Origin of the sequence: Pseudomonas sp. EL_65y_Pfl2_R96 (assembly GCF_963970905.1) — a bacterium.
Classification (GTDB): Bacteria; Pseudomonadota; Gammaproteobacteria; order Pseudomonadales; family Pseudomonadaceae; genus Aquipseudomonas.
In genome coordinates this window covers 127,915-149,935 of the sequence record NZ_CAXAQH010000010.1, presented here as the reverse complement: position 1 = coordinate 149,935, position 22,021 = coordinate 127,915, and the positions used below count along the sequence as shown (strand labels likewise).

Below are 22,021 nucleotides of genomic sequence, written 5' to 3'. Positions count from 1 at the left end.
CTGACATTGTCATCGCGAGCAGGCTCGCTCCCACAGGGGATGGTGTTCAGTCGTCGATTTGTGTCAGACACCGGGCAAACAGCTGCTGGATCGGCTGCATCCGCTGGCTATAACGCTGCAACAGCACGATCTCCCGATAGAATGTCAGTTCGCCCAACTCTATCACCCTCACCCTGGCGCCATGTTCAAGCCACAGCCCAGCCTTGGGCAACAATGAAACGCCCAATCCGCACTCAACCATTTTCACGATAGCTTCCAGCTCATCCAGCTCCAGAGCTACCCGCACATCAATCTGCTGCTCGCGCAAAAAACGCGTCACCAGTCGCCCGCCGAATGAATTGCGGTCGTAGCGTACGTGGGGGTGGTTGACGAGTAACTGCAGCGGGTCGTCCTCCTCAAGATCTACCGGCACGATCAGCACAAACGGCTCCCGGCGAATCACTTGCACCGATAGTTCCTTGGGTAATTCAAACGGCGGCTTGATCAGAATCGCCAGGTCCACTTCCCCAGTGTCCACCTGGCTCAACAGGCTCAGGGATACCCCCGGCACCAGTTTCGCCTCCAGCAATGGCGCCTGTTGCCGAAGGCGCAACAGCGCCCGTGGCAACAACCCGGTCTGGACGGTGGCCACCGCGCCGATCTTCAATTCGCCACGAAACTCGCTGATGTCATCACTGACGGCCATGCGGTTGAAGGTTTCGAGAATTTCCTGAGCCATCGGCAACGCTCGCTGCCCCGCCGCATTGAGGAGGGCCTGACGTCCAGTGCGATCGAACAGACGTATGCCCAACGCCTGCTCCAGGTTGCGGATCTGCGCACTGACCGCCGACTGAGTCAGGCCGATGTGCATGCCTGCCGCAGCGAACGTGCCATGGCGCGTCACGGCAATGAAAGTTTTCAGTTCCCGCAGCATACGGCCCCCAACTGATCGAAATAATTTGAGCTCGCTGCAAAAACTATCGTCTTTCAATCAAAAAGCACAGGACTAAACTCGGTCTTAACTCTCAACCCGTCGAGGCACGTCCGATGCAACTGTCCCCTTTTCACTTAGCCATCCCGGTTTACGATCTGGCCGCTGCCCGGCGCTTCTATGGTGAAGTGTTCGGTCTGGAAGAAGGTCGCTCCAGCGATCACTGGGTCGATTTCAACTTTTTCGGCCATCAACTGGTGATTCATCTGGCCCCGAAAAACGCTTCTCAGGAAGCTGCCCATACCAACGCCGTGGATGGCCACGACGTACCGGTGCCGCATTTCGGTGTGGTATTGGGGATGGAGGAATGGCAGGCGCTGGCCGAACGCTTGAAAGCCCTGGGTACGCACTTCGTGATCGAGCCGGGTATCCGCTTTCAGGGATTGGTGGGCGAACAAGCCACGATGTTTCTCTTCGACCCCTGCGGCAATGCCTTGGAGTTCAAGGCGTTCAAGAACATCGACCAGTTGTTTGCCAAATGATCCGCCCGTCCCTTGACGCTACTGCCCTCAGCGAAGCGGTGGTCAATGGCGATACAACCGCTGCCGCCATCGCCGACGCCTTTCTTGAACGCATTCAGGCGCACGAGCCGGATATCCAGGCCTTCGTTTCGTTCGATGCCCGGCAGGTTCGCGCCGATGCGGCGCAAAACAATGGCCGTGGCCTGTTGGCCGGCGTACCCGTGGGCATCAAGGACATCTTCGACACCGCTGCCTATCCGACGCAATTCTATTCGCCCATCTATACCGGCCATCAACCGTCCCGGGATGCCCACGTAGTGACGCTGCTGCGCCAAGCCGGAGCACTGATGTCAGCGAAGTGCGGCTACCGGATGAGTTTGCCGGTGTGTTCGACGATCATCAGTTGATCAACGATTGCGAAGGTGCCCGCTCGCTGGCGAAGGAGTTCCAACAACACCGGACACAATTGAGCCCCTCGACACTGGCAATGTTCAATCGAGCGGCGGCGACAACATGGGAACAGGAATCCGCCGCCAAGAGCCGTTTGGCAGCCCTTGCACCGCAACTGAATGAGCTTTGCCAACCCTTCGACGCGATGCTCGGCGCCTCATGCGGGATGGTCGCGCCGGTGGGCCTGGAAAGCACCGGACCGTCGGATTTCATCAAGTTCTGGGGAGCGTTCGGCTGGCCGCAGGTGAATATCCCGCTGCCTCGCGCCGAAGCGCAACTGCCGACCGGACTGCAGATGATCGGGCGGTTCAGGCACGACGGCTCGTTATTGCGAACGGCATCCCGAATTGCAGCGGACTTGCGGGGCAGCCCTCAAAACTCAACCTGGCCTTGATGACGAACCTCATCAAGCGCCAGCATCAGGCCATCGACTGTTTTGTGATGGTCGGGATCGAATTCGATTTGCGCGACACTGAAGCGAATGTCATAGCCACGATGCACCGTGGCATTGCGCTCATCGAGCATTTCTTCGAGCCGCGTCCTGATCGCGACGATCTCCACCGCGCTGGCGCCGGTCAACAAAGCGGCAAACTCATCACTGCCCAACCGGCCGATCACATCGCTTTCACGAAAGGCGATACGCAGCACATCGGCGAAGGTTTTCAGGGCATTGTCGCCCTCGGTGCGGCCGTACAGCCGGTTAATGCGCTTGAAGTGATCGAGGTCGAAAAACAGCAGAGTCGCGGGCTTGCCCATCTGCTGACAGGCCTCCAGCCCCAACCGGGCCAGGGCCTCGAAGCCATGACGATTGGAAAGCAGCGTCAACTCATCCATGCTCGCCATCTGCACGCCCATCAGCTCTTGCTCGGCCTTGCGCGACAAGTCGCGCAGTACCTCGCGATCCTGCACTGCGCTATCGAGCGCGTTCGGCGTGTGCATGTCTGCGCCAACGCCGGGTTTGACCGGTTTGTCTGGGGCTAGCATTACTCACTCCCTTGATGGATATGAACGTTAGAGTCGTTCACACCTGGTTTGACTCCCTATAAACGCGCCGCTGGTCAGCTACCCGCCACCGGACACGGCCCTCCAGCGTCCGCCCAGCGTTTGAACTGGGTGACAAAGATGTCGTGAGGCACCGGCACCGGCGCCCGCCCCTCACCCGGATTCCAGCCCCAGAGCACCAGCTTGTCGTCACTGACATGCTTGATCAACGCCGCGAAATCACGATCGCCATTACTGGAGCGATCCTTGATCATCGCGCACAACTTGTTGGCTGGCAGACCGATCCAGGCCATTTTGTGCGCGGCCGGCGGCAGGCTCCAATGCGGCGCCCCGGGCGGAGCATGAGGGCCATAGCTGGCCGGCGGATTGCTTTCGGCATGGCACGTAGCGCACGGCAAACCGGCGGCCCCCTTACCGTCCATCCCGCGAACCACACGCATCGCATGAGGATTGCCGGCATCGAATTGCAACGGCGAATCACCGGGAATATGACAGTTCTGACAACGCGGGCTCTGGAACACCTTCTGCACCGTCTCGAACGCCTTCACCGCCTCCTTATCGTCAGCGAACAGGTCCGAGGCATAGCCACTCAGCCCGATCAGCACCACTGCGCCCAGGACCAGATGTCGTCTCATCTCACACCCCCGACAGTTGCAGCGGCAGTTCCCGCAGACGCTGCCCGGTCAGGGCAAACACCGCATTCGCCACGGCCGGCGCCACGGCCGGCACACCGACCTCGCCGATGCCGCCGGGTTTATCGCTGCTGGGGACGATATGCACCTCGACCACGGGCATCTCGTTCAAGCGCAGTACCTGATAGTCATGATAATTGGACTGCACCACCTGACCGTCCTTGAACGTCAGCTTGCTGTGCAAGGTAAATCCGAGACCGAAGGTGATGCCTGACTCCATCTGCGCGGCGATGCCCTGCGGGTTGACCGCAATGCCGCAGTCCACCGCGCACACTACCCGGTGCACCCGAATCGCCAGGTTGTCCTGCGACACCTCGGCCACCTGGGCAACGTAACTGCCAAAGGACTCATGCACCGCCACGCCCAATGCATGGCCGTCCGGCAACGGTGCTTTCCAGTTGGCTTTCTCCACCGCCAGATTCAGCACGCCCAGATGCCGCGGGTGCGCCTTGAGCAAGGCTCGTCGGTATTCCACTGGATCCTTGCCGGCCGCGTCTGCCAGTTCATCGATCAACGATTCCATGACGAATGCGGTGTGGGTGTGCCCCACCGAACGCAGCCACAACACGCTGACGCCTGTTTGCGGTGAATGCAGATCGACCTGGTGATTGGCCAGACCTTCAAGATAAGGACTGTCGGCCACGCCTTCGACGGAGGTTTTGTCGACGCCATCCTTGACCATGGTCGCCGCGAACGACGTGCCGGTCAGGATCGACTGCCCGACCAGCACATGCTTCCAGGCCATCGGCATGCCGTCGGCACCCAGCCCGATGCGCGCCTGATGCAGGAACGCCGAGCGATAGTAACCGCCGCGAATATCATCCTCTCGGGACCAGACGGTTTTCACCGGCTCGCCCGCCGCCTTGGCGACATACACGGCTTCTCTGACAAAATCCGAGGTCGGGTTGGCCCGACGGCCGAAACCGCCGCCGAGGAATTGGGTGTGGATTTCGACCTGTTCGGGTTTGAGCCCGGTGATCTTCCCCGCGATCATTTGATCAAGGGTCTGAAACTGTGTGCCAGTCCAGATTTCGCATTTATCCTTGGAGATTTTCACCGTGCAATTGAGCGGTTCCATCGGCGCGTGGGCCAGGTACGGCACGCTGTATTCGGCCTCAATCGTCTTCGCCGCTTTACCCAGCATCGCCGCCGCATCACCGGCCTGGCTGGCCGAGGTGCCGGGGGTGGCGGCGAGTTTACGGAAGCTTTCCAGCAGCTGTTGGCTGTCCAGTCCGGCGTTCGGCCCCAGGTCCCATTCGACCTTCAGCGCATCGCGCCCCAGCTTCGCCGCCCAATAATGATCGGCAATCACCGCGACCCCCGTGGGCACCTGCACTACTTTGTGCACGCCCGGCACCGCCAGCGCTTCAGCGCCTTCGAAGGATTTGACGCTGCCACCGAACACCGGTGGGCGAGCGACCATCGCCGTCATGAGCCCGTCGAATTGCACGTCCATGCCGAACTTGGCGCGCCCGGTGATTTTCTCCGGGGTGTCGAGGCGCTTGGTGGGTTTGCCGATGACCTTCCAGTCCTTGGCTTCCTTGAACTTGATCGAGGCCGGGTCCGGCGCCGGCAGCTTGCCGGCGTCATCCGCCAATTCACCGTAAGTGGCGCGCTTGTCGCCGGCGATGACCACCCCCGACTCGGTGCGGATCTGCGAAGGTGCGACGTTGAATCGCTTGGCCGCCGCCTCGATCAACATCAAGCGCGCCGCCGCTCCGGCCTGGCGATAGCGATCGAACTCCATCCAGGTCGAGGTCGAACCGCCGGTGATTTGCATCCCGCCAAACGCCGGCAGGCCATAGTCGGCGGCCGAGGCCGGTGCATGTTCGACACGGATTTTCGACCAGTCGGCGTCCAGCTCTTCGGCAATCAACATGGTCAGGCTGGTCCAGATGCCCTGGCCCATTTCCGAATGGCCGAGCAGCACGGTGATGCTGTTGTCGTTGCCGATGCGTAAAAAGGCATTGGGCGCGAAGACATTGCCTTGATTCTCGGCGCCCAGAGCAAAGCGATGGCCGCCAGGGATGACAAACGCCACCACCAGACCGCCACCCAACACGGCACTGCCCTTGAGAAAGCCACGACGCGAGACAGGGTTGATGCTGTTCATTGCTCAGACTCCTTTCAACACGTGGCCTCAACCGATCTCGGCGGCGCGTTTGACCGCGGCGCGAATTCTTGGGTAGGTGCCGCAGCGGCAAATATTGCCGGACAGCGCCTGGTCGATGTCGCTGTCCGTAGGCTTGGGGATCTTTGCCAGCAACGCTGCCGCCGACATGATCTGCCCGGACTGGCAATAACCGCACTGGACCACATCGAGCTCGGCCCAGGCTTGTTGCACCGGGTGCGAGCCGTCGCTGGACAGGCCTTCGATGGTGAGAATTTTCTGCCCGTGGGCCACTGCCGTGGCGGGGGTGATGCAGGAGCGCAGCGGCGCGCCGTCGACGTGTACGGTGCAGGCGCCACACTGGGCCATGCCGCAACCGAACTTGGTGCCCGTCAGGTGCGCAACATCGCGCAGCACCCAGAGCAACGGCATGTCCGCCGGGACATCCAGCTCCTGGTCCTTGCCATTGATGTTAAGGGTCAGCATGGCGGGTTTCCTCAGACTCACGGTGTTCTGAAGGCGCGCCTCTGCCGCGACGCCATTATTTTTCTGTAGGAGCGAGCGGTGCGGCGATCCGACTTGCCCGCGAAGAACGATAACGCGGGGTGACAGAAATGACGCCCTCGCGAGCAGCTTCGCTCCTACAAGGTCAGCGGGATTACGCGCGCCTTGGGTTATCCCTACAGCTAAGCGCAATTTGACCCACAAGCCATGTTCATCGACCACCGGTCGCACGAAGGCCATCGCCGGTACAAGACAAGACACTAGACCCTCGGTTTGAGCAGGATCCCGGTGTAGCGCGTCAGGAACAGGCCGAAAGCAACACACCAAAGCAGCGCCGACAGCCCCAGCCCAACCCCGGAAAACGGCACGACAAACACTCGGCACACGCCGGCAATCACCAGCAAGGCAAACCCCAGAACCACCGTTTTCGGGGGCTGCAACAATCGCCCGGTATGACCGAGGCTGACACGAGCAATCATTGCCAGAATCAACCCGCCGATCCCGCCAACCGCCAGGGAATGCGTGGCCAGGCTCTGTTGCGGCATCACGCCGACGTGCCACAGCGCCATGGCCGGTGCTGCGATCGCCAGCCAGGCATAGGCCAGATACAACGACCAGAGCAGCGGTACTCGCCAAATTCCCCGATCATGCCAGCGCCACAGACGGGCCAGGTGCAAACCTCCCAACAGCAGATACAACGCCGCCAGCCAAAGACGGGGGACATCATTCAAACCGACGGCGGAAGACACCGCCGCCAGCAATCCGCTCAGCAGCAATATTCTGGTGGGCAATGGATGAGTCGGTGGCGCAGTGGAACGGTTCAAGCCACGCTGGATGAAGAACGGAATCACTCGCCCGCCGATCACACTCATCAACGCCGCCACCAGCCACAATGCCGCCAGCACACCACGCCGTTGCAACCCGATGTCATCGGTTGCGATCCCCCACAACGTCATCGCCTGGCAACCCGCCATCAGGACAATCACCAATAGAATCGGATAATTGTCACGTTTGCCGGCCGCGACCAAATCCCGTCCAAGCACCCACGCCAGCAGCGGCAGGAAAGGAATCTGCAAGACCAGCAAGAAGGTAGGAGGCATCGGCATCAACCAGGCCAGCCGCGCCAACAGCCACACCAGCAGCAGACCGATCAAGGGCCCACCGCGCAGCCCCGGACGCCCTGTCCAGTTCGGCACCGCTGTCAGCAGGAATCCGGCGATGATTGCGCAGGCAAATCCGAAAGGCATTTCATATCGGTGCCAGGCCAGCATCCCGCCAATCGGTTGCGCGCCAGGCAATCGGCCGTACAGCCAGAGCGCCCAGATGGCCAGCGCCACCGTAGAAAAACCGGCTCCAGCCAAAAAGAACGGTCGAAATCCGAGACTGAAAACCGGAGCGGCGACGAGTTTGCGCATCTCAGGCCACCACGCTGAAGAAATCGAACATTGTTCCGTACTCCAGAAGAGATCAGTTATACGGTGAAACATCACGTCTCGTGCCAACTTATTTGTTCAATTAAATCAATATGCTGCGACAAGTGAAGTCAATACGACTGCACCCGAAAGCAGTCATAACGACTCAATAGAGTCATAACGACTACATCGATAAACACAGCAGTCGGGCCAGTTGTCGATCTACGGCGCCACCCGTCGACGACGGACTGACTACGCTGATAATCCAGCGTGCTCAACCTGCCGAGGACAACCGCCATGCAACGCTTTCCAAAACTCACCCCCTGCCTGTGGTTCGACGATCAGGCCGAAGCGGCGGCGAAGTTTTATTGCTCGATCTTCGATCACTCGAAAATCACCGCCATCACCCATTACGGCAAGGCCGGCCAGGAAATCCATGGCCGCGCGGAAGGTTCGGTGATGACCGTCAGTTTCGAGCTCGATGGCCAGACCTTCACCGGACTCAATGGCGGGCCGGTGTTCACCTTCAACGAAGCGGTGTCGTTCCAGGTCAATTGCCATAACCAGGAGGAAGTCGACCACTTCTGGGGCAACCTGTCTGCCGGAGGCCCTGTGCAGGCGCAGCAATGCGGCTGGCTGAAGGACAAATTCGGCGTGTCGTGGCAAATTGTGCCGGTGGCGCTGATGCACATGATGCAAGACGCCGACACGGCAAAATCCCAGCGTGCCATGCAAGCGATGTTGCAGATGAAAAAGCTCGACATCGCCGAACTGGAACGAGCCTTTGCCGGCCAGAGCTAATACACTCGGTTGCTGGCCTGTCGAGGACACCGAGATGAAGCACACCGTCGCCAAAGTTGCAGACAAAGCCCCGCGCTTCTGGCGTGAAGACGCTCTGCCCTTCATCGAAGCCCGTTCCATCGCCGACGGTCGCGAGGTCTGCTACGCCCGGCATTCCCACGAACACTTTTCCATTGGTGCGATCACCGCCGGGCGCAGCACCTACCTCCACGAACAATCGGAGTTTCAGGTCAGCGCCGGCACCGTGGTGTTGATGAACCCCGGCGATGTACATGCCTGCAATCCGATCGACGACCAGCCCTGGTCGTACCTGATGTTGTATGTCGAAACACCCTGGCTGACCGATTTGCAGCATCAGCTCGGCTTCAGCCAGGACTCGGCGTTTCGCCGGTTTTCCGTCACCCACAATCGCGACGTCGAGCTGTTCGCCGGCCTGAAGCACTTGTACGAGGTGTTGGTCGATCCACAGCACGACGTGCTGCGTAAACACAGTGCGGCGGTAGAGTTTTTCACCGAGGTGCAACAGCGGCTCAACCCCATCGATCAACCGCTGCGCGAACCCAATTTCAAGCTGGAACGGGCCGCCGACTATATCCGCGACAACTGCACGCACCTGCTCAAGCTCGAGGACATTTGCGAGGCGGCGCAACTGTCGCCGTCCTACCTGATCCGCGCCTTCAAGCAGCATTACGGTATGACGCCTCATGCGTTCCTGATCAACCGACGCATCCAGTTCGCCCGGGACCGACTGCGCAGCGGCAGGTTGATCGCCGATGTGGCGCTGGAAGCAGGGTTTGCCGACCAGGCGCATTTTCAGCGCGCATTCAAACAGCATCTGGCGGCGACACCGGGGCAGTATCGCGGCTAACTCATCCTCCCTCGCCACAAGCCTTGATGGGTGGAACTGCCACAAAAATCCCTGTGGGAGCGGGCTTGCCCGCGATAGCGGTAGTCCATTCGACATCATTGTTGGCTGACCAGACGCCATCGCGGGCAAGCCCGCTCCCACAGGGAAAGCATTGGCAATAAGAGTTGTGCCGGGAACCAACATCGCAAACTTACGGCAACAGCAAATACACCGCACTTACCGCCAGCAACAACGCCATGCCCCGGTTGAACAACCGCATCCCCGCCGGATTGCTCAGGTAGCCACGTAAAAACGTCCCGGCATACGCCCAGCAACCCACCGACAGATAGCAGATCACCAGATACACCGCCGCAAACTGCCATACCAGCCGCGCTTCGCCATCGGCGACAAACGCGCCCATTCCCGCCACGCAGGCCAGCCAGGCTTTCGGGTTGAGCCATTGCATCACCGCGCCATACAGCATCGACGGTGCCCGCCCCGACTCTTTGGCATCGAGATGACCGTTGTCCGTGGCCAATTTGAAGGCCATGAATAGCAGAAACGCCACCCCGGCCAGTTGCACCACTCGGGTCATGAACGGCCACAACTTCAGCACCTCATGTAACCCCAACCCCATCAACACCAACAACAGCACGAACCCCAGCGTCGCCCCGGCCACATGCCGTTGACTGGCGCGAAAGCCGAACTGCGCCCCGGAACTCAACGCCACAATATTCACCGGCCCCGGTGTAATCGAAGCCGCCAGGGCAAACGCCGCCATGGAAAGAATCAGACTCATTGCATACCTTCTTCAATTCTGTTGAACCAGGCCTCAAGGTAATGAGACGCCTGAACGCCGTATTGAAGAAAACACCCCTCTCCTGTCATTCGCAGTGGGTACCCCAAACCTCGCGGCCTGATAATCGCTGCGAAAGTTGTAAATCTTGAGGGCTCCTGTGCGAGTGGTGTCTATAATTTTCCAGATATCGGCCCCATTGGTCAGTGAATACAAATGCCCGCAGATGACGATTCGCTGCCCGGTTCTGAAATTCTCTTCGACGAAGCTGAATGTGGCTTGCTGCTTACCGCAGAAAATGGCCAGATCGCACAGGTCAACCTCACCTTCTGCCGCTGGATTGGCTACCGCAGGCAGGAGCTGCTCGGTCGTCACATCCAAGACCTGATGAGCCCTGAAGGGAGGACGTTTCATCGGACGTACTGGGCGCCCCTTATGCAAATCCAGGGCGTGATCGCTGATGTCAAATTCGATCTCGTTCACTACAACGGACATTCAATTGCGATGATGCTCAGCGCCATCCGTTGTGAGAGTTCTGCTGGCATATTTCATGAAATGACGCTGTTCAAAGCCGTAGATCGGCAAAGGTACGAGCGCGAGCTGCTCAATGCCCGAATGCTCGCCGAAAGACATTTGGCAAAACACCTCAAGGATCAACGGGTAATGGATATTACCCAAGACAAGCTGCGCATCACTTACGCCGCGGCGGAAGACAGGGCCCTGTTCGCCGAGCAGCTTATCGGGATTGTCAGTCACGACCTGCGCAACCCCTTGTCGGCGATAAAAATGGCCACGGAACTGCTGGGCCGCAGGGAGATGGACACTAAACAGGCACAAATACTTGGCCACATCACCCACTCGGCAGAGCGCGCACAGCGTCTGGTGGCTGACCTGTTGGATTTCACCTTGACGCAGGTCGGGCGAGGTATCGCGGTCCTGCCCAAACCCGTCGATCTACACGAACTGGTGGCCGACTGCCTGGACGAATTGAGCCTGGCGTTCCCCGGGCATGAGTTGACCCACCTGCGTGATGGGCAAGGTGACTTTACCGCCGACAGTGATCGGCTCTATCAGCTCATCGGCAACCTGGTCGCCAATGCAGTCGCCTACGGTGCTGCCGATAGCGGAGTCACCGTCTCTTCGTGCATCGAAGATCGAGCAGTCATTATTACAGTGCACAACATTGGCACCCCCATACCGCCGGAGTTGCTCAAGGACCTGTTCGAACCGATGATCCGTGGCAGTCATGACAATGCTGAACTTAGAAGCGTCGGGCTGGGCCTGTTCATTGTTCGTGAGATCGCAAGGGCGCACGATGGCGACGTGGCTGTAACGTCTTCTCTAACGAGCGGAACGACATTCACTGCCACCTTTCCTCGCACCGTAAAAACCAACGAAGATCCCCTATAGGCGCTGCCGAAGGCTGCGATCTTTTAAACCGCCGAAGATCAACAGATCGCAGCTTTCGGCAGCGCCTACGGTCGTTGCAAGACTGTCGCGATGCGCCTTGTGGCGGGCCTATACTTTAAGAGTCGGCACATTCGATGCGACTCGATGTATGGGGTGGCGCGTCGAGTGATCGTTCACGCAGGCCACGGCCTGCCTTCGTCGTAGGGAGGAGAAGATCATGGCGCGTAAATACATCGACTGCCGCGAGTTTCCAAGCGATTCCAAATGCTCGGTCGCCCTGTCCGCAGACTCTGAAAACGAACTGCTCGAGGCCGCTGCACAGCATGCGGTCAGTGTTCACAAGCACACCGACTCACCGCAACTGCGTGCTCAACTGAAAACGATGTTTCACGACGGTACACCCCCTGTTGAAGCACCACGTCCCGCGTAGGCGCTGCCGAAGGCTGCGATCCTTTGATGTTGATCTTCAGCGGTATGGGTGAACATAAAAAGGGACAGACCACGACTTAAGGCAAATGCCGAACAATCGTGGTGTGTCCCGTGCGTCCCCCACTCTGGGCCAAAAGAGGCCGGTGGTCGTTGCATTTCCCGTGTCGCCGGCCTTTGGCTAAGCTGAATACATCGGGACGAACTGAAACCTGAGGGATAGCGGCCATCAGCGGATCTGGATTGGCATCAAGACGGTAACCCCCAAAGGAGACGACCATGTATGCGGTTATAAGAACCTACCTGGGTGCTGGAGCAAAGCAGCTTTTCGAGCTTTTGGAAGAGCGCAACGCCGACGTCGAAGCGACCCTGCGCACAGTGCCTGGCCTCGTAAGCTACACACTGCTGAATACGGGGGATGGCGGTACGTCGGTGACTGTTTGCACGGACAAGGCCGGCAGCGATGCGAGCTTGAAAGTCGCGCGCGACTGGATTCAGAAAAACGCCTCGAATATCCACGCGAACCCGCCGATCGTGACGGAAGGCCCGGTTATTGTGCAGATCAAATAGTGCGCCCTTGCGATTGATCTCACCGTTTTTATGCCTGACACAACCTCAATGACGAAGGAAATTCCCTGTAGGGGCTGCCCTTGGTTGTGCCAGTCAGGAACCTGTGGGAGCGGGCTGACTGACTGGCATTGGCATTAACCAACCTGGCACAAGTGTACGGCGATTTGCATCCACTGCTGTATGGGCCAAGCCACTCGTCACTCATGATAAAAATAGGGCTCTGGTTACTGGAGCCCCGTTCATGGACCTCGCCACCCTCACCCTGTTTCTCCCGGCCTGCTTCGCTCTGAACATGGCCCCCGGCCCGAACAATCTGCTGTCGGTCAGCAACGCCACCCGTTACGGTTATCGTCGCGCCGGTGTGGCCGGTGTCGGTCGCTTGCTGGCGTTTGCCGGAATGATCGGCCTGGCCGCCGCCGGGTTGTCGGTAGTGCTGCAAACCTCGGAATGGCTGTTCTATGCGATCAAGATCGTCGGCGCCGCTTACTTGTTGTACCTGGCTTGGCAACTGTGGCGCGCCAATCCCGAGGCCGAGCAGCACATCACCGGCAAGTCTTTGGGAGTCCTGGCCCTGGCGCGGCAGGAGTTTCTGGTGGCGGCGGGTAATCCCAAGGCTATTTTGCTGTTCACCGCATTCCTGCCGCAGTTCGTCGACCCGACTCGACCGATTGCCGCGCAATTCGCCGTGCTCGGTGCGTTATTCCTGCTGCTGGAATGGATCGCCATCAGCGCCTATTCCTGCATGGGCCTGCACATGCGCCGCTGGTTCGCCGAACCACGGGGCAAGCGGATTTTCAATCGCTGCTGCGCGGGGTTGTTGTCGGCGGCGGCATCAGTGTTATTGATGGCACGACGGGCCTGATCTTTCGGACCTGCACAATCGATGTAGGGTTCTCTATCGATTTCCAGTACGAATTCTCTGTCGATTTTCCGGTGGAGGCGCCAAGCGACGCGGCTTATGCTCAACCCATGAACCTACAAAACGCTGTGCTCCCGCCCCACGCCGAGATGGTTCGCGCCATGCTCGAACGCGACACCGCCTACGAGGGGGTGTTCTTTACCGCGGTCAAAACCACCGGCATCTTCTGCCGCCCCAGTTGCACGGCGCGCAAACCGAAGCCGGAAAACGTCGAGTTCTTCGCCCATGCCGATGAGGCGATGTCGGCGGGTTATCGGGCCTGCCTGCGGTGCAAGCCGCTGGACGCCGCGGCCATCGCGCCGGACTGGGTGCAGCGACTGCTCACATCCGTCGACGCGGATCCCGACCTGCGCTGGACCGATGCCCAGTTGCTCGCCGAAGGCATCGAGCCGCTGAAACTGCGTCGCTGGTTCAAGCAGCATTTCGGCATGACCTTTCACGCCTGGCTGCGCAGCCGACGCCTTGGCATCGCCCTCGGTGGCATCAAACAGGGCGAATCCATCGACAATGCGGCGTTCGGCTCCGGCTACGAATCCCTGAGCGGCTTTCGCGATGCGTTTCAAAAGTCGTTCCACATCACGCCCGGCCGCGCCGCCCACAGCGAGCCACTGCTGTTCACCCGGCTGACCACACCGCTGGGGCCGATGATCGCCATGGCCGAGCAGCGTGGGCTGGTGCTGCTGGAGTTTCTCGATCGACCGGCATTGACCAGGGAAATCGAAGAACTGCAGAACCGTTACGGCTACGCTGTGGCACCCGGTCACAACGGGCATTTGCAGCAGATCGAAGAAGAACTCGCGCAATATTTCGCCGGCAAACGGAGCGAATTCAACGTGCCACTGCACCTGCCCGGCAGCGCTTTCGCCAAACAGGTATGGGCCGAACTGATGAAAATCCCCTACGGCCAAACCAGCACTTATGGTGCCATCGCAGCACATCTGGGCAAACCCGGCGCCAGTCGCGTCGTGGGCATGGCCAACGGACAAAACCGTCTGGCGATTGTGCTGCCCTGTCATCGGGTGATCGGCGCAGACGGCTCGTTGACCGGCTATGGTGGTGGACAACCGCGCAAGGCCTTTCTGCTCAGACTGGAAAGCGCCGCGGTGCAAATCACCCAACAACTCGCATTCTGATCACTCCACCGTTTATTCAATAACGAGTCATAAGGAAGGACATTCGATGGACACACTCGACACTCAATTCCATCAACTGCACCAGAGCGGCCTGCTGATTCTGACCAACGTCGCCGACGCCACCGGAGCGCGACTGGTGGAACAACTGGGCAGCAAAGCCGTCGCCACCAGCAGTGCGGCGGTGGCCTGGGCTCACGGTTATCCGGATGGCAACACCTTGCCGCTGGAACGGCTGGTTTCCACTGTCGAGTCCATCGCCCGGGTCATCAGCGTGCCGTTGAGCGTGGACATCGAGGCGGGTTACTCCGATGACCTGGGGCGAGTGGCGGAGGTGATCGACGCCGTCATCACCGCCGGTGCCGTGGGGATCAATATCGAGGACGGTGCTGCCCCGCCCGAGCTGCTGGCCCGCAAAATCGAAATCGCGCGCCAGGTCGCCAATCGCCGGGACGTGAAGCTGTTCATCAACGCCCGCACTGACGTGTACCTCAAGGGCCTGGTGCCGGCCGAAGATCGCGTGGCAGAGACGCTCAAGCGGGCCGCGTTGTATCAGGCGGCCGGTGCCGACGGGTTGTTCGCCGCTGGCGTCACGGCGGCGTACGAGATCGACGCTCTGTGCCAGGGCACCACGCTGCCGGTGAACGTGCTTGGCTTCCCGGGCCTGCCTTCGCCTGAAGAACTGCAAGCTCTCGGCGTGCGCCGTTTGAGCGCAGGCTCAAGCATCGCCGAATTCCTCTACGGCGCCATGGCAGGCCTGGCCAAAAGCTTTCTGCAAACCGGCACGCTCGACAGCAGCCACCTCAAGGCGTTCACCTATGGTCAAGTGAACGCCCTGCTGGCCCCGACCGGGAAAGTTTGACCGCAAGCAATGGAGTGCGACGCCGCGGGGGGGCGACTAATCTTCCCGCAGTCACCCGCCCCTCAGGATGCTCCATGCCCGACACCTATCAACTGGCCAGCGAATTCCTCTCGGCCCTCGATGCCGACTGGCAACGCCACATCAGCACCATCGGCCCCTGCCTGCATCAGCCCCATGCGGCTCGGGATCCTTATGAGTCGCTGGTGCGGGCGATTGCCTATCAGCAACTGCATGCAAAGGCCGGTGATGCGATTGTCGGCCGGCTGCTGGCGTTGTTTCCCCAGAGTACCTTCCCAAGACCCGAGCAAATTCTGGCGACCGACTTCGAACAGATGCGTGGTTGCGGCTTTTCCGCCAGCAAGATCGCGACCATTCAAGGCATCGCTCAGGCGGCTCTGGACGGGGTGGTGCCGGATTACGCCACGGCGCTGGCCATGGACGATGAAGCGTTGATCGAGCGCTTGATGACCTTGCGCGGGGTAGGTCGCTGGACGGTGGAAATGCTGCTGATTTACAGCCTGGAGCGGCCGGACATTTTACCCGCCGACGACTTTGGGGTGCGTGAGGGTTATCGGCGGTTGAAAGGGCTGGAGGTACAGCCGACGCGTAAGCAGATGATTGAAATCGGGCTGGCGTGGCGCCCTTATCGGACCGTGGCGGCGTGGTACTTGTGGCGGGTGCCCAGCCGGTAGACCGCGTTATCGTTTTTCGCGAGCAGGCTCGCTCCCACAGGGAATTTTCTGTGCACACATTATGTGTGAACACTGAAGATCAAATGTGGGAGCGAGCCTGCTCGCGAAGGCGCCAGACCAGCCACCATACATTCAACTGTCCAGAAACGCTTACCATCCCAAGCCCCATCGGAGGTCCCCATGCAGCTCGAAGGCTCCTGCCATTGCGGCGCGGTGTCGTTCAGCCTGACCAGCGCCCACCCCTACCCTTATCAGCGTTGCTACTGCTCGATCTGTCGCAAGACCCAGGGCGGTGGCGGTTATGCGATCAACCTGGGGGGAGATGCCCTGAGCCTCAAAGTGCGCGGTCGCAAGCACATCGCGATTTACCATGCGCGGCTCAAGGACGAAGGCGATAAACGCGCCCGCCACAGCACCGCCGAGCGGCATTTCTGCTCCCTTTGCGGTTCGGGGTTATGGCTGTTCAGCCCTGAATGGCCGGAGCTGATTCACCCGTTTGCCTCGGCCATCGACACTCCCTTGCCGGTGCCGCCGGAGCACACCCATCTGATGCTCGGCTCCAAGGCGCCGTGGGTGGAAGTCGAGGCGCATCCGGGCGACCAGCAATTCGACGTCTATCCGGAAGAGTCCATCGCCCAATGGCATGAGCGCCTGGGGTTGAGTCGTTAGGCCGTTTTGCAGGTGGCGTACACCCAATCTCACGCCGCTACCGGCACACCGCTGTGAAAGCGAAACTCCACATCCGGCGACTCGATCAACGCCTGCTCGGCGTCACGAACCTTGTCGATCACCTGGGCGATGTCCTTGGCGTCACCGTACTGATAGGCCAGTTTCAGGTAACCCTGGAAATGCCGCGCTTCGCTTTTCAGCAGACCGAAATAGAACTTGCCCAGCTCTTCATCCAGATGCGGCACCAGCGCCTCGAAACGCTCGCAGCTACGGGCCTCGATGAAGGCGCCGACCACCAGCGTGTCCACCAGTTTCACCGGTTCGTGGCTGCGCACCACTTTGCGCAGGCCCGAGGCGTAACGCCCGGCGGACAACTGACGCAGCTCGATCTTGCGCTTTTTCATCAGGCGCATGACCTGTTCATGGTGCACCAACTCTTCCCGGGCCAGACGCGACATCAGGTTGATCAGGTCGACGTGGGAGTGGTACTTGGCAATCAGGCTCAACGCCGTGCTGGCCGCCTTGAATTCGCAGTTTTTGTGGTCGATCAGCAGGGTTTCCTGATCCGCCAGCGCAGCCTGGACCCAGCCATCGGGCGTGCGGCAGCCGAGGAACTCGTGAATTTCGGGAAGGATCATGGGGCTCACGGATAAAAGGTTCAAAACGAAGGGCGCCGATTATACCGGCCTGCCGACAGACCACCAGCCGCGACCGTTGATGTGCATCAAGTCGCGAATGCCCGACCAGCAACTATAGTTGTCCAACGCAGTGATTTTACCTTCCTGGAGATCCCGATCATGCAAGCCATTCGCAGCATCCTGGTGGTCATTGAACCCGAACACTCGGAAAGCCTGGCGCTCAAACGGGCCAAATTGATCGCTGGCGTGACCCAGGCTCATCTGCACCTGCTGGTCTGCGATAAAAAGCACGACCATAGCGCGATGCTCAGCGTGCTCAAGGCCGCCCTGCTGGAAGACGGTTACAACGTCACCACCGAACAAGCCTGGAACGAAAGCCTGCACGACACCATTATCGATGTGCAGCAGGCCGAAGGTTGCGGGCTGGTGGTCAAGCAACATTTCCCCGACAGCCCGCTGAAAAAGGCCCTGCTGACCCCGGCGGACTGGAAACTGCTGCGCTACTGCCCGACTCCGGTGCTGCTGGTGAAAAACGCCAGACCCTGGACCGGCGGCGTGATCCTGACGGCCATCGATGTCGGCAACCTCGACGGCGAACACCGCACCTTGCACGCCAGCATCATCGACCATGGCTACGACATTTCCAGCCTGGCCAAGGCCCATTTGCACGTGATCAGCGCTCACCCATCGCCGATGCTGTCGTCGGCCGACCCGACGTTTCAGCTCAGCGAAACCATTGAGGCCCGCTATCGCGAGCAATGCAAAGCCTTTCAGGCCGAGTTCGACATTGATGACGACCACCTGCATATCGCGGAAGGTCCGGCGGATGTGTTGATTCCGTACATGGCCCATAAGCTGGGGGCCTCCGTGACGGTGATCGGCACCGTGGCCCGGACCGGGCTGTCGGGGGCGTTGATCGGTAATACGGCGGAAGTGGTGCTCGATGCGCTGGAAAGCGATGTGCTGGTGCTCAAGCCGGATACGGTCATGGATCATCTGGAAGAGATCGTGACCCAGCATTAAGCAAGATCAAAAGATCGCAGCCTTCGGCAGCGCCTACATGGATCGCATTCCCCTATAGGAGCTGCCGAAGGCTGCGATCTTTTGACTTTAAAAATCAGCCGCCGAAAGCATCCTTGAGAAACCCCGGCGCAATGTAGCGCTGGTAATGCGCTTCAGACAGCAGGAAAAATTCCCGATCAATGGCATCGCGCAGTTCCGGCAGGTTCCAGTCGCGGAACTCCGGCAGCAGCACCATCCCGTAGGCTTCCAGATTGTTGATGACCCGCGCGCCCCGGGCAATCAGTTGATAAGCCCAGCAATATTCCGACTGATGCGGCACAAAACGAATCTTGCGCTGCTCCAGCTGCAGGCGCAGCAACGCGGGATCGAAAATTTCCACCTTGCTGGCCATCACCTGCGACAACAGTTGCTCAAGACGCAGCCACACCGCGCGCTTTTCTTCCTCGTTGTAACCGTTCCAGTGAATCACTTCGTGGTGAAAACGCTTGCAGCCACGGCACACCAGATCACCGTAAACAGTTGAGCAGAGGCCGACGCAGGGGGTCTTGATGGTCTGATTGGGCATAGGTAGGCAAAACACGGGAAAGCAGAACAGGCCAGCATGTTAGCCCTTTGTCTAACATTCATCACCCCTCAAAGTTTTGGGGCGAACTTACCTTTAAATTTTTTTTGCCGTAGAATCAGCCAGCCTTTTAAGGCGCCAATGTCCGTTAGAAGCTGTTTTCAAAGCGTCACGAGCACAGTCGTTCCTTCAGAGCGGTGTTGGCGAAGGGTTTTTCCAGCGGGGAAAAGCCCAACGCCAACCCTCATCAGCTCCCCGTTCTGCAGGCGTAAAACTTTGAAAGCAGCTTCTGTAAGGAATTGCCGGTAATTCTGGCTAAGTGGCCCAAAACGCCACGCAGCGCATGAGTACGGCAATTTCGGGATGAGCGTCCCGGACACCCATTTGGGACCACTGATGAGGGTAATAACTGTGCTTGAAGCCTACCGCAAACATATCGAAGAGCGTGCAGCACTGGGTATCGTTCCCCAGCCGCTTAACGCCGAACAAACTGCAGGCCTGGTCGAGCTGCTGAAGAATCCCCCGGCGGGCGAAGAAGCCTTCCTCGTTGACCTGATCACCAATCGCATTCCGCCAGGCGTGGACGAAGCAGCCTATGTAAAGGCCGGCTTCCTGTCTGCCCTCGCCAAAGGCGAAGCAAAATCCCCTCTGATCGACAAGAAACGCGCTGTTGAACTGCTCGGCACCATGCAGGGCGGCTACAACATCGTGACCCTGGTTGACCTGCTCGACAGCGCCGAACTGGCCCCTGTCGCTGCCGCTCAACTCAAGCACACCCTGCTGATGTTCGATGCCTTCCACGACGTGGCTGAAAAAGCCAAGAACGGCAACGTTCACGCCAAAGGCGTTCTGCAATCCTGGGCCGACGGCGAGTGGTTCAAGAACCGTCCTGTGCTGGCCGACAAGATCAGCCTGCGCGTGTTCAAGGTGACTGGCGAAACCAACACCGACGACCTGTCCCCTGCCCCTGATGCCTGGTCCCGCCCGGACATCCCGCTGCACGCCCTGGCCATGCTGAAAATGGCGCGCGACGGCATCGTGCCGGACGTACAAGGCGTCACCGGTCCGATGAAGCAAATCGAAGAAATGCGCGGTCAAGGCTTCCCGATCGCCTACGTCGGCGACGTCGTGGGTACCGGCTCTTCGCGTAAATCGGCCACCAACTCCGTACTGTGGTTCTTCGGCGACGACGTTCCTCACGTGCCGAACAAGCGTGCCGGCGGTTTCTGCTTCGGCAGCAAGATCGCTCCGATCTTCTACAACACCATGGAAGATGCTGGCGCACTGCCAATCGAATTCGACGTCACCAACATGAACATGGGCGACGTGATCGACCTGTACCCGCATGCTGGCAAAGTCTGCAAACACGGCACCGACGAAGTCCTGACCACCTTCGAAATGAAGACCCCGGTGCTGTTGGACGAAGTTCGTGCTGGCGGTCGTATCCCGCTGATCATCGGTCGCGGCCTGACCGACAAGGCCCGTGCCGAGCTGGGCCTGGGCCCTACCGATCTGTTCAAACTGCCTGAAGCACCTGTCGACACCGGCAAGGGCTACACCCTGGCACAGAAAATGGTCGGCAAGGCCTGCGGTCTGCCTGAAGGCAAAGGCGTTCGTCCTGGCACCTACTGCGAACCGAAGATGACCACCGTCGGCTCTCAGGACACCACCGGTCCCATGACCCGTGACGAACTGAAAGACCTGGCGTGCCTGGGCTTCTCGACCGATCTGGTGATGCAGTCCTTCTGCCACACCGCGGCTTATCCAAAGCCGATCGACGTGACCACCCACCACACCCTGCCTGACTTCATCATGACCCGCGGCGGCGTTTCCCTGCGTCCGGGCGACGGCATCATCCACAGCTGGCTGAACCGCATGCTGCTGCCGGACACCGTCGGTACCGGTGGTGACTCCCACACCCGTTTCCCGATGGGCATTTCGTTCCCGGCCGGTTCCGGTCTGGTTGCGTTCGCCGCCGCCACCGGCGTTATGCCGCTGGACATGCCGGAATCGATCCTGGTGCGCTTCAAAGGCAAAATGCAACCGGGCGTCACCCTGCGCGACCTGGTTCACGCCATTCCTTACTTCGCGATTCAGGCTGGCCTGTTGACCGTGGAGAAGAAAGGCAAGAAGAACGCCTTCTCCGGCCGCATTCTGGAAATCGAAGGCCTGGACAACCTGAGCATCGAGCAAGCTTTCGAGCTGTCCGACGCTTCGGCCGAACGTTCGGCTGCCGGTTGCACCATCAAGCTGTCGAAAGAGTCGATCACCGAGTACCTGAGCTCCAACATCACCCTGCTGCGCTGGATGATCGGCGAAGGCTACGGCGATGCCCGTACCCTGGAACGTCGTGCTCAAGCGATGGAAGCCTGGATCGCCAACCCTGAGTTGATGGTTGCCGATGCTGACGCCGAATACGCTGAAGTCATCGAAATCGACCTGGCCGACATCAAAGAGCCTGTGCTCTGCGCACCGAACGACCCGGACGACGCCCGTCTGCTGTCCAGCGTTGCTGGCGAGAAGATCGACGAAGTGTTCATCGGTTCGTGCATGACCAACATTGGTCACTTCCGCGCTGCCGGTAAGCTGCTGGATCAGGTCAAGGGTCAGCTTCCAACCCGTCTGTGGCTGTCGCCGCCGACCAAAATGGACGCTCACCAGCTGACCGAAGAAGGCTACTACGGCATCTACGGCAAAGCCGGCGCACGTATGGAAATGCCAGGCTGCTCGCTGTGCATGGGTAACCAGGCACGCGTAGAGCCGAACTCCACCGTGGTGTCGACGTCGACCCGTAACTTCCCGAACCGTCTGGGCGATGGCGCGAACGTTTACCTGGCTTCGGCCGAGTTGGCGTCTGTTGCTTCGATCCTGGGTCGCCTGCCGACCGTCGAGGAATACATGGAGTACGCTGGCAAGATCGACAGCATGGCGGCCGATGTTTACCGCTACCTGTCCTTCGACCAGATCGCCGAGTTCCGTGAAGCTGCCGCGAACGCCAACATCCCGGTCGTTCAAGCCTAACGCTGCAAAGCCATAAAAAACGCCGCCCATCGTGAGATGAGCGGCGTTTTTTTA

22 protein-coding genes and 1 pseudogene are annotated in these 22,021 nt (G+C 59.7%); 14 read left to right on the top strand and 9 right to left on the bottom strand.

All coding sequences use genetic code 11. From position 1 onward, the window contains the following. Positions 1-46: 46 nt before the first annotated feature. Positions 47-913 (bottom strand): LysR family transcriptional regulator, encoded by an 867-nt coding sequence (locus tag AACY49_RS13395; RefSeq protein WP_339524314.1) that lies wholly within the window; start codon positions 911-913, stop codon positions 47-49. 113 nt (positions 914-1,026) lie between these two features. On the opposite strand from AACY49_RS13395, the gene AACY49_RS13390 reads away from it, so the two are divergent. Together AACY49_RS13390 and AACY49_RS13385 are read left to right on the top strand one after the other, a co-directional pair. Continuing rightward, on the top strand, positions 1,027-1,452 hold the full coding sequence (locus tag AACY49_RS13390; protein WP_258696079.1) for a VOC family protein: 426 nt from the start codon (positions 1,027-1,029) through the stop codon (positions 1,450-1,452). Further along, positions 1,449-2,275, top strand: a pseudogene (locus AACY49_RS13385) (amidase family protein). The gene AACY49_RS13390 and the pseudogene AACY49_RS13385 overlap by 4 nt, the downstream one beginning before the upstream one ends. Here the strand turns inward: AACY49_RS13385 and AACY49_RS13380 are convergent. From AACY49_RS13380 to AACY49_RS13360, 5 genes are all read right to left on the bottom strand, one after another. Beyond that, positions 2,254-2,865, bottom strand: coding sequence for a GGDEF domain-containing protein (locus AACY49_RS13380; RefSeq protein ID WP_339524310.1), 612 nt, complete (start codon positions 2,863-2,865; stop codon positions 2,254-2,256). The pseudogene AACY49_RS13385 and the gene AACY49_RS13380 sit on opposite strands and share 22 nt — an antisense overlap. Positions 2,866-2,939: 74 nt before the next feature. Further along, on the bottom strand, positions 2,940-3,518 hold the full coding sequence (locus AACY49_RS13375) for a hypothetical protein (protein WP_339524308.1): 579 nt from the start codon (positions 3,516-3,518) through the stop codon (positions 2,940-2,942). A 1-nt stretch (position 3,519) separates the two neighbouring features. Continuing rightward, a complete protein-coding gene (locus tag AACY49_RS13370) occupies positions 3,520-5,688 on the bottom strand; it encodes a xanthine dehydrogenase family protein molybdopterin-binding subunit (protein ID WP_339524306.1) in 2,169 nt (722 codons plus the stop codon). Positions 5,689-5,715: 27 nt separating this feature from the next. Further along, positions 5,716-6,171 carry a (2Fe-2S)-binding protein gene (locus AACY49_RS13365; RefSeq protein WP_007937751.1) on the bottom strand — a complete coding sequence of 152 codons (456 nt, stop codon included), beginning with the start codon at positions 6,169-6,171 and terminating at the stop codon, positions 5,716-5,718. Positions 6,172-6,449: 278 nt separating this feature from the next. Continuing rightward, entirely contained in the window at positions 6,450-7,604 is a 1,155-nt protein-coding gene (locus tag AACY49_RS13360) for an NnrS family protein (RefSeq protein ID WP_339524304.1), read from the bottom strand. Positions 7,605-7,898: 294 nt separating this feature from the next. On the opposite strand from AACY49_RS13360, the gene AACY49_RS13355 reads away from it, so the two are divergent. Both AACY49_RS13355 and AACY49_RS13350 read left to right on the top strand, forming a co-directional pair. Beyond that, positions 7,899-8,402: a VOC family protein gene (locus AACY49_RS13355; RefSeq protein ID WP_258696084.1), complete on the top strand. Its 504-nt coding sequence runs from the start codon at positions 7,899-7,901 to the stop codon at positions 8,400-8,402. 34 nt (positions 8,403-8,436) lie between these two features. Further along, a complete protein-coding gene (locus AACY49_RS13350) occupies positions 8,437-9,270 on the top strand; it encodes an AraC family transcriptional regulator (protein ID WP_339524301.1) in 834 nt (277 codons plus the stop codon). A gap of 190 nt (positions 9,271-9,460) precedes the next feature. On the opposite strand, the gene AACY49_RS13345 is transcribed toward AACY49_RS13350, so the two are convergent. After that, on the bottom strand, positions 9,461-10,048 hold the full coding sequence (locus AACY49_RS13345) for a LysE family translocator (protein WP_258696086.1): 588 nt from the start codon (positions 10,046-10,048) through the stop codon (positions 9,461-9,463). 213 nt (positions 10,049-10,261) lie between these two features. On the opposite strand from AACY49_RS13345, the gene AACY49_RS13340 reads away from it, so the two are divergent. From AACY49_RS13340 to AACY49_RS13305, 8 genes are all read left to right on the top strand, one after another. After that, positions 10,262-11,455: a PAS domain-containing sensor histidine kinase gene (locus tag AACY49_RS13340; RefSeq protein ID WP_258696087.1), complete on the top strand. Its 1,194-nt coding sequence runs from the start codon at positions 10,262-10,264 to the stop codon at positions 11,453-11,455. A 217-nt stretch (positions 11,456-11,672) separates the two neighbouring features. Then, positions 11,673-11,885 carry a DUF1059 domain-containing protein gene (locus AACY49_RS13335; protein ID WP_205889300.1) on the top strand — a complete coding sequence of 71 codons (213 nt, stop codon included), beginning with the start codon at positions 11,673-11,675 and terminating at the stop codon, positions 11,883-11,885. 275 nt (positions 11,886-12,160) lie between these two features. Then, positions 12,161-12,451, top strand: coding sequence for a hypothetical protein (locus tag AACY49_RS13330; protein ID WP_258696088.1), 291 nt, complete (start codon positions 12,161-12,163; stop codon positions 12,449-12,451). Positions 12,452-12,692: 241 nt separating this feature from the next. Beyond that, on the top strand, positions 12,693-13,313 hold the full coding sequence (locus AACY49_RS13325; RefSeq protein ID WP_339524293.1) for a LysE family translocator: 621 nt from the start codon (positions 12,693-12,695) through the stop codon (positions 13,311-13,313). A gap of 107 nt (positions 13,314-13,420) precedes the next feature. Then, entirely contained in the window at positions 13,421-14,503 is a 1,083-nt protein-coding gene (locus tag AACY49_RS13320; protein WP_339524291.1) for a bifunctional transcriptional activator/DNA repair enzyme AdaA, read from the top strand. Between the two features lie 46 nt (positions 14,504-14,549). After that, positions 14,550-15,362: an isocitrate lyase/PEP mutase family protein gene (locus AACY49_RS13315; protein WP_339524289.1), complete on the top strand. Its 813-nt coding sequence runs from the start codon at positions 14,550-14,552 to the stop codon at positions 15,360-15,362. A gap of 74 nt (positions 15,363-15,436) precedes the next feature. Further along, on the top strand, positions 15,437-16,054 hold the full coding sequence (locus tag AACY49_RS13310) for a DNA-3-methyladenine glycosylase family protein (RefSeq protein ID WP_339524287.1): 618 nt from the start codon (positions 15,437-15,439) through the stop codon (positions 16,052-16,054). A gap of 180 nt (positions 16,055-16,234) precedes the next feature. Beyond that, positions 16,235-16,723 carry a GFA family protein gene (locus AACY49_RS13305; RefSeq protein WP_339524285.1) on the top strand — a complete coding sequence of 163 codons (489 nt, stop codon included), beginning with the start codon at positions 16,235-16,237 and terminating at the stop codon, positions 16,721-16,723. Between the two features lie 29 nt (positions 16,724-16,752). On the opposite strand, the gene AACY49_RS13300 is transcribed toward AACY49_RS13305, so the two are convergent. Then, positions 16,753-17,361: a tRNA-(ms[2]io[6]A)-hydroxylase gene (locus AACY49_RS13300; protein ID WP_008010271.1), complete on the bottom strand. Its 609-nt coding sequence runs from the start codon at positions 17,359-17,361 to the stop codon at positions 16,753-16,755. A gap of 159 nt (positions 17,362-17,520) precedes the next feature. Here AACY49_RS13300 and AACY49_RS13295 point away from each other — a divergent pair, with 159 nt between their 5' ends. Continuing rightward, the gene (locus AACY49_RS13295; protein WP_258696094.1) at positions 17,521-18,384 is read left to right on the top strand and encodes a universal stress protein; all 864 of its coding nucleotides are present in this window, start codon (positions 17,521-17,523) and stop codon (positions 18,382-18,384) included. 94 nt (positions 18,385-18,478) lie between these two features. Here the strand turns inward: AACY49_RS13295 and AACY49_RS13290 are convergent, their stop codons facing one another. After that, positions 18,479-18,949: a DUF1289 domain-containing protein gene (locus AACY49_RS13290; protein WP_048394589.1), complete on the bottom strand. Its 471-nt coding sequence runs from the start codon at positions 18,947-18,949 to the stop codon at positions 18,479-18,481. Between the two features lie 408 nt (positions 18,950-19,357). On the opposite strand from AACY49_RS13290, the gene acnB reads away from it, so the two are divergent. Further along, positions 19,358-21,967: a bifunctional aconitate hydratase 2/2-methylisocitrate dehydratase gene (acnB, locus tag AACY49_RS13285; RefSeq protein WP_320394526.1), complete on the top strand. Its 2,610-nt coding sequence runs from the start codon at positions 19,358-19,360 to the stop codon at positions 21,965-21,967. Positions 21,968-22,021 lie beyond the last annotated feature (54 nt).

Bases quoted from the DNA above. Each gene is read 5' to 3' on its own strand.
- AACY49_RS13365 (WP_007937751.1), bottom strand. From the start codon at position 6,171: ATGCTGACCCTTAACATCAATGGCAAGGACCAGGAGCTGGATGTCCCG.
- AACY49_RS13300 (WP_008010271.1), bottom strand. From the start codon at position 17,361: ATGATCCTTCCCGAAATTCACGAGTTCCTCGGCTGCCGCACGCCCGAT.
- AACY49_RS13320 (WP_339524291.1), top strand. From the start codon at position 13,421: ATGAACCTACAAAACGCTGTGCTCCCGCCCCACGCCGAGATGGTTCGC.
- AACY49_RS13380 (WP_339524310.1), bottom strand. From the start codon at position 2,865: ATGCTAGCCCCAGACAAACCGGTCAAACCCGGCGTTGGCGCAGACATG.
- AACY49_RS13360 (WP_339524304.1), bottom strand. From the start codon at position 7,604: ATGCGCAAACTCGTCGCCGCTCCGGTTTTCAGTCTCGGATTTCGACCG.
- AACY49_RS13290 (WP_048394589.1), bottom strand. From the start codon at position 18,949: ATGCCCAATCAGACCATCAAGACCCCCTGCGTCGGCCTCTGCTCAACT.
- AACY49_RS13340 (WP_258696087.1), top strand. From the start codon at position 10,262: ATGCCCGCAGATGACGATTCGCTGCCCGGTTCTGAAATTCTCTTCGAC.
- AACY49_RS13295 (WP_258696094.1), top strand. From the start codon at position 17,521: ATGCAAGCCATTCGCAGCATCCTGGTGGTCATTGAACCCGAACACTCG.
- AACY49_RS13375 (WP_339524308.1), bottom strand. From the start codon at position 3,518: ATGAGACGACATCTGGTCCTGGGCGCAGTGGTGCTGATCGGGCTGAGT.
- AACY49_RS13355 (WP_258696084.1), top strand. From the start codon at position 7,899: ATGCAACGCTTTCCAAAACTCACCCCCTGCCTGTGGTTCGACGATCAG.
- AACY49_RS13335 (WP_205889300.1), top strand. From the start codon at position 11,673: ATGGCGCGTAAATACATCGACTGCCGCGAGTTTCCAAGCGATTCCAAA.
- AACY49_RS13305 (WP_339524285.1), top strand. From the start codon at position 16,235: ATGCAGCTCGAAGGCTCCTGCCATTGCGGCGCGGTGTCGTTCAGCCTG.
- AACY49_RS13395 (WP_339524314.1), bottom strand. From the start codon at position 913: ATGCTGCGGGAACTGAAAACTTTCATTGCCGTGACGCGCCATGGCACG.
- AACY49_RS13310 (WP_339524287.1), top strand. From the start codon at position 15,437: ATGCCCGACACCTATCAACTGGCCAGCGAATTCCTCTCGGCCCTCGAT.
- AACY49_RS13370 (WP_339524306.1), bottom strand. From the start codon at position 5,688: ATGAACAGCATCAACCCTGTCTCGCGTCGTGGCTTTCTCAAGGGCAGT.
- AACY49_RS13315 (WP_339524289.1), top strand. From the start codon at position 14,550: ATGGACACACTCGACACTCAATTCCATCAACTGCACCAGAGCGGCCTG.
- AACY49_RS13325 (WP_339524293.1), top strand. From the start codon at position 12,693: ATGGACCTCGCCACCCTCACCCTGTTTCTCCCGGCCTGCTTCGCTCTG.
- AACY49_RS13345 (WP_258696086.1), bottom strand. From the start codon at position 10,048: ATGAGTCTGATTCTTTCCATGGCGGCGTTTGCCCTGGCGGCTTCGATT.
- AACY49_RS13350 (WP_339524301.1), top strand. From the start codon at position 8,437: ATGAAGCACACCGTCGCCAAAGTTGCAGACAAAGCCCCGCGCTTCTGG.
- AACY49_RS13330 (WP_258696088.1), top strand. From the start codon at position 12,161: ATGTATGCGGTTATAAGAACCTACCTGGGTGCTGGAGCAAAGCAGCTT.
- AACY49_RS13390 (WP_258696079.1), top strand. From the start codon at position 1,027: ATGCAACTGTCCCCTTTTCACTTAGCCATCCCGGTTTACGATCTGGCC.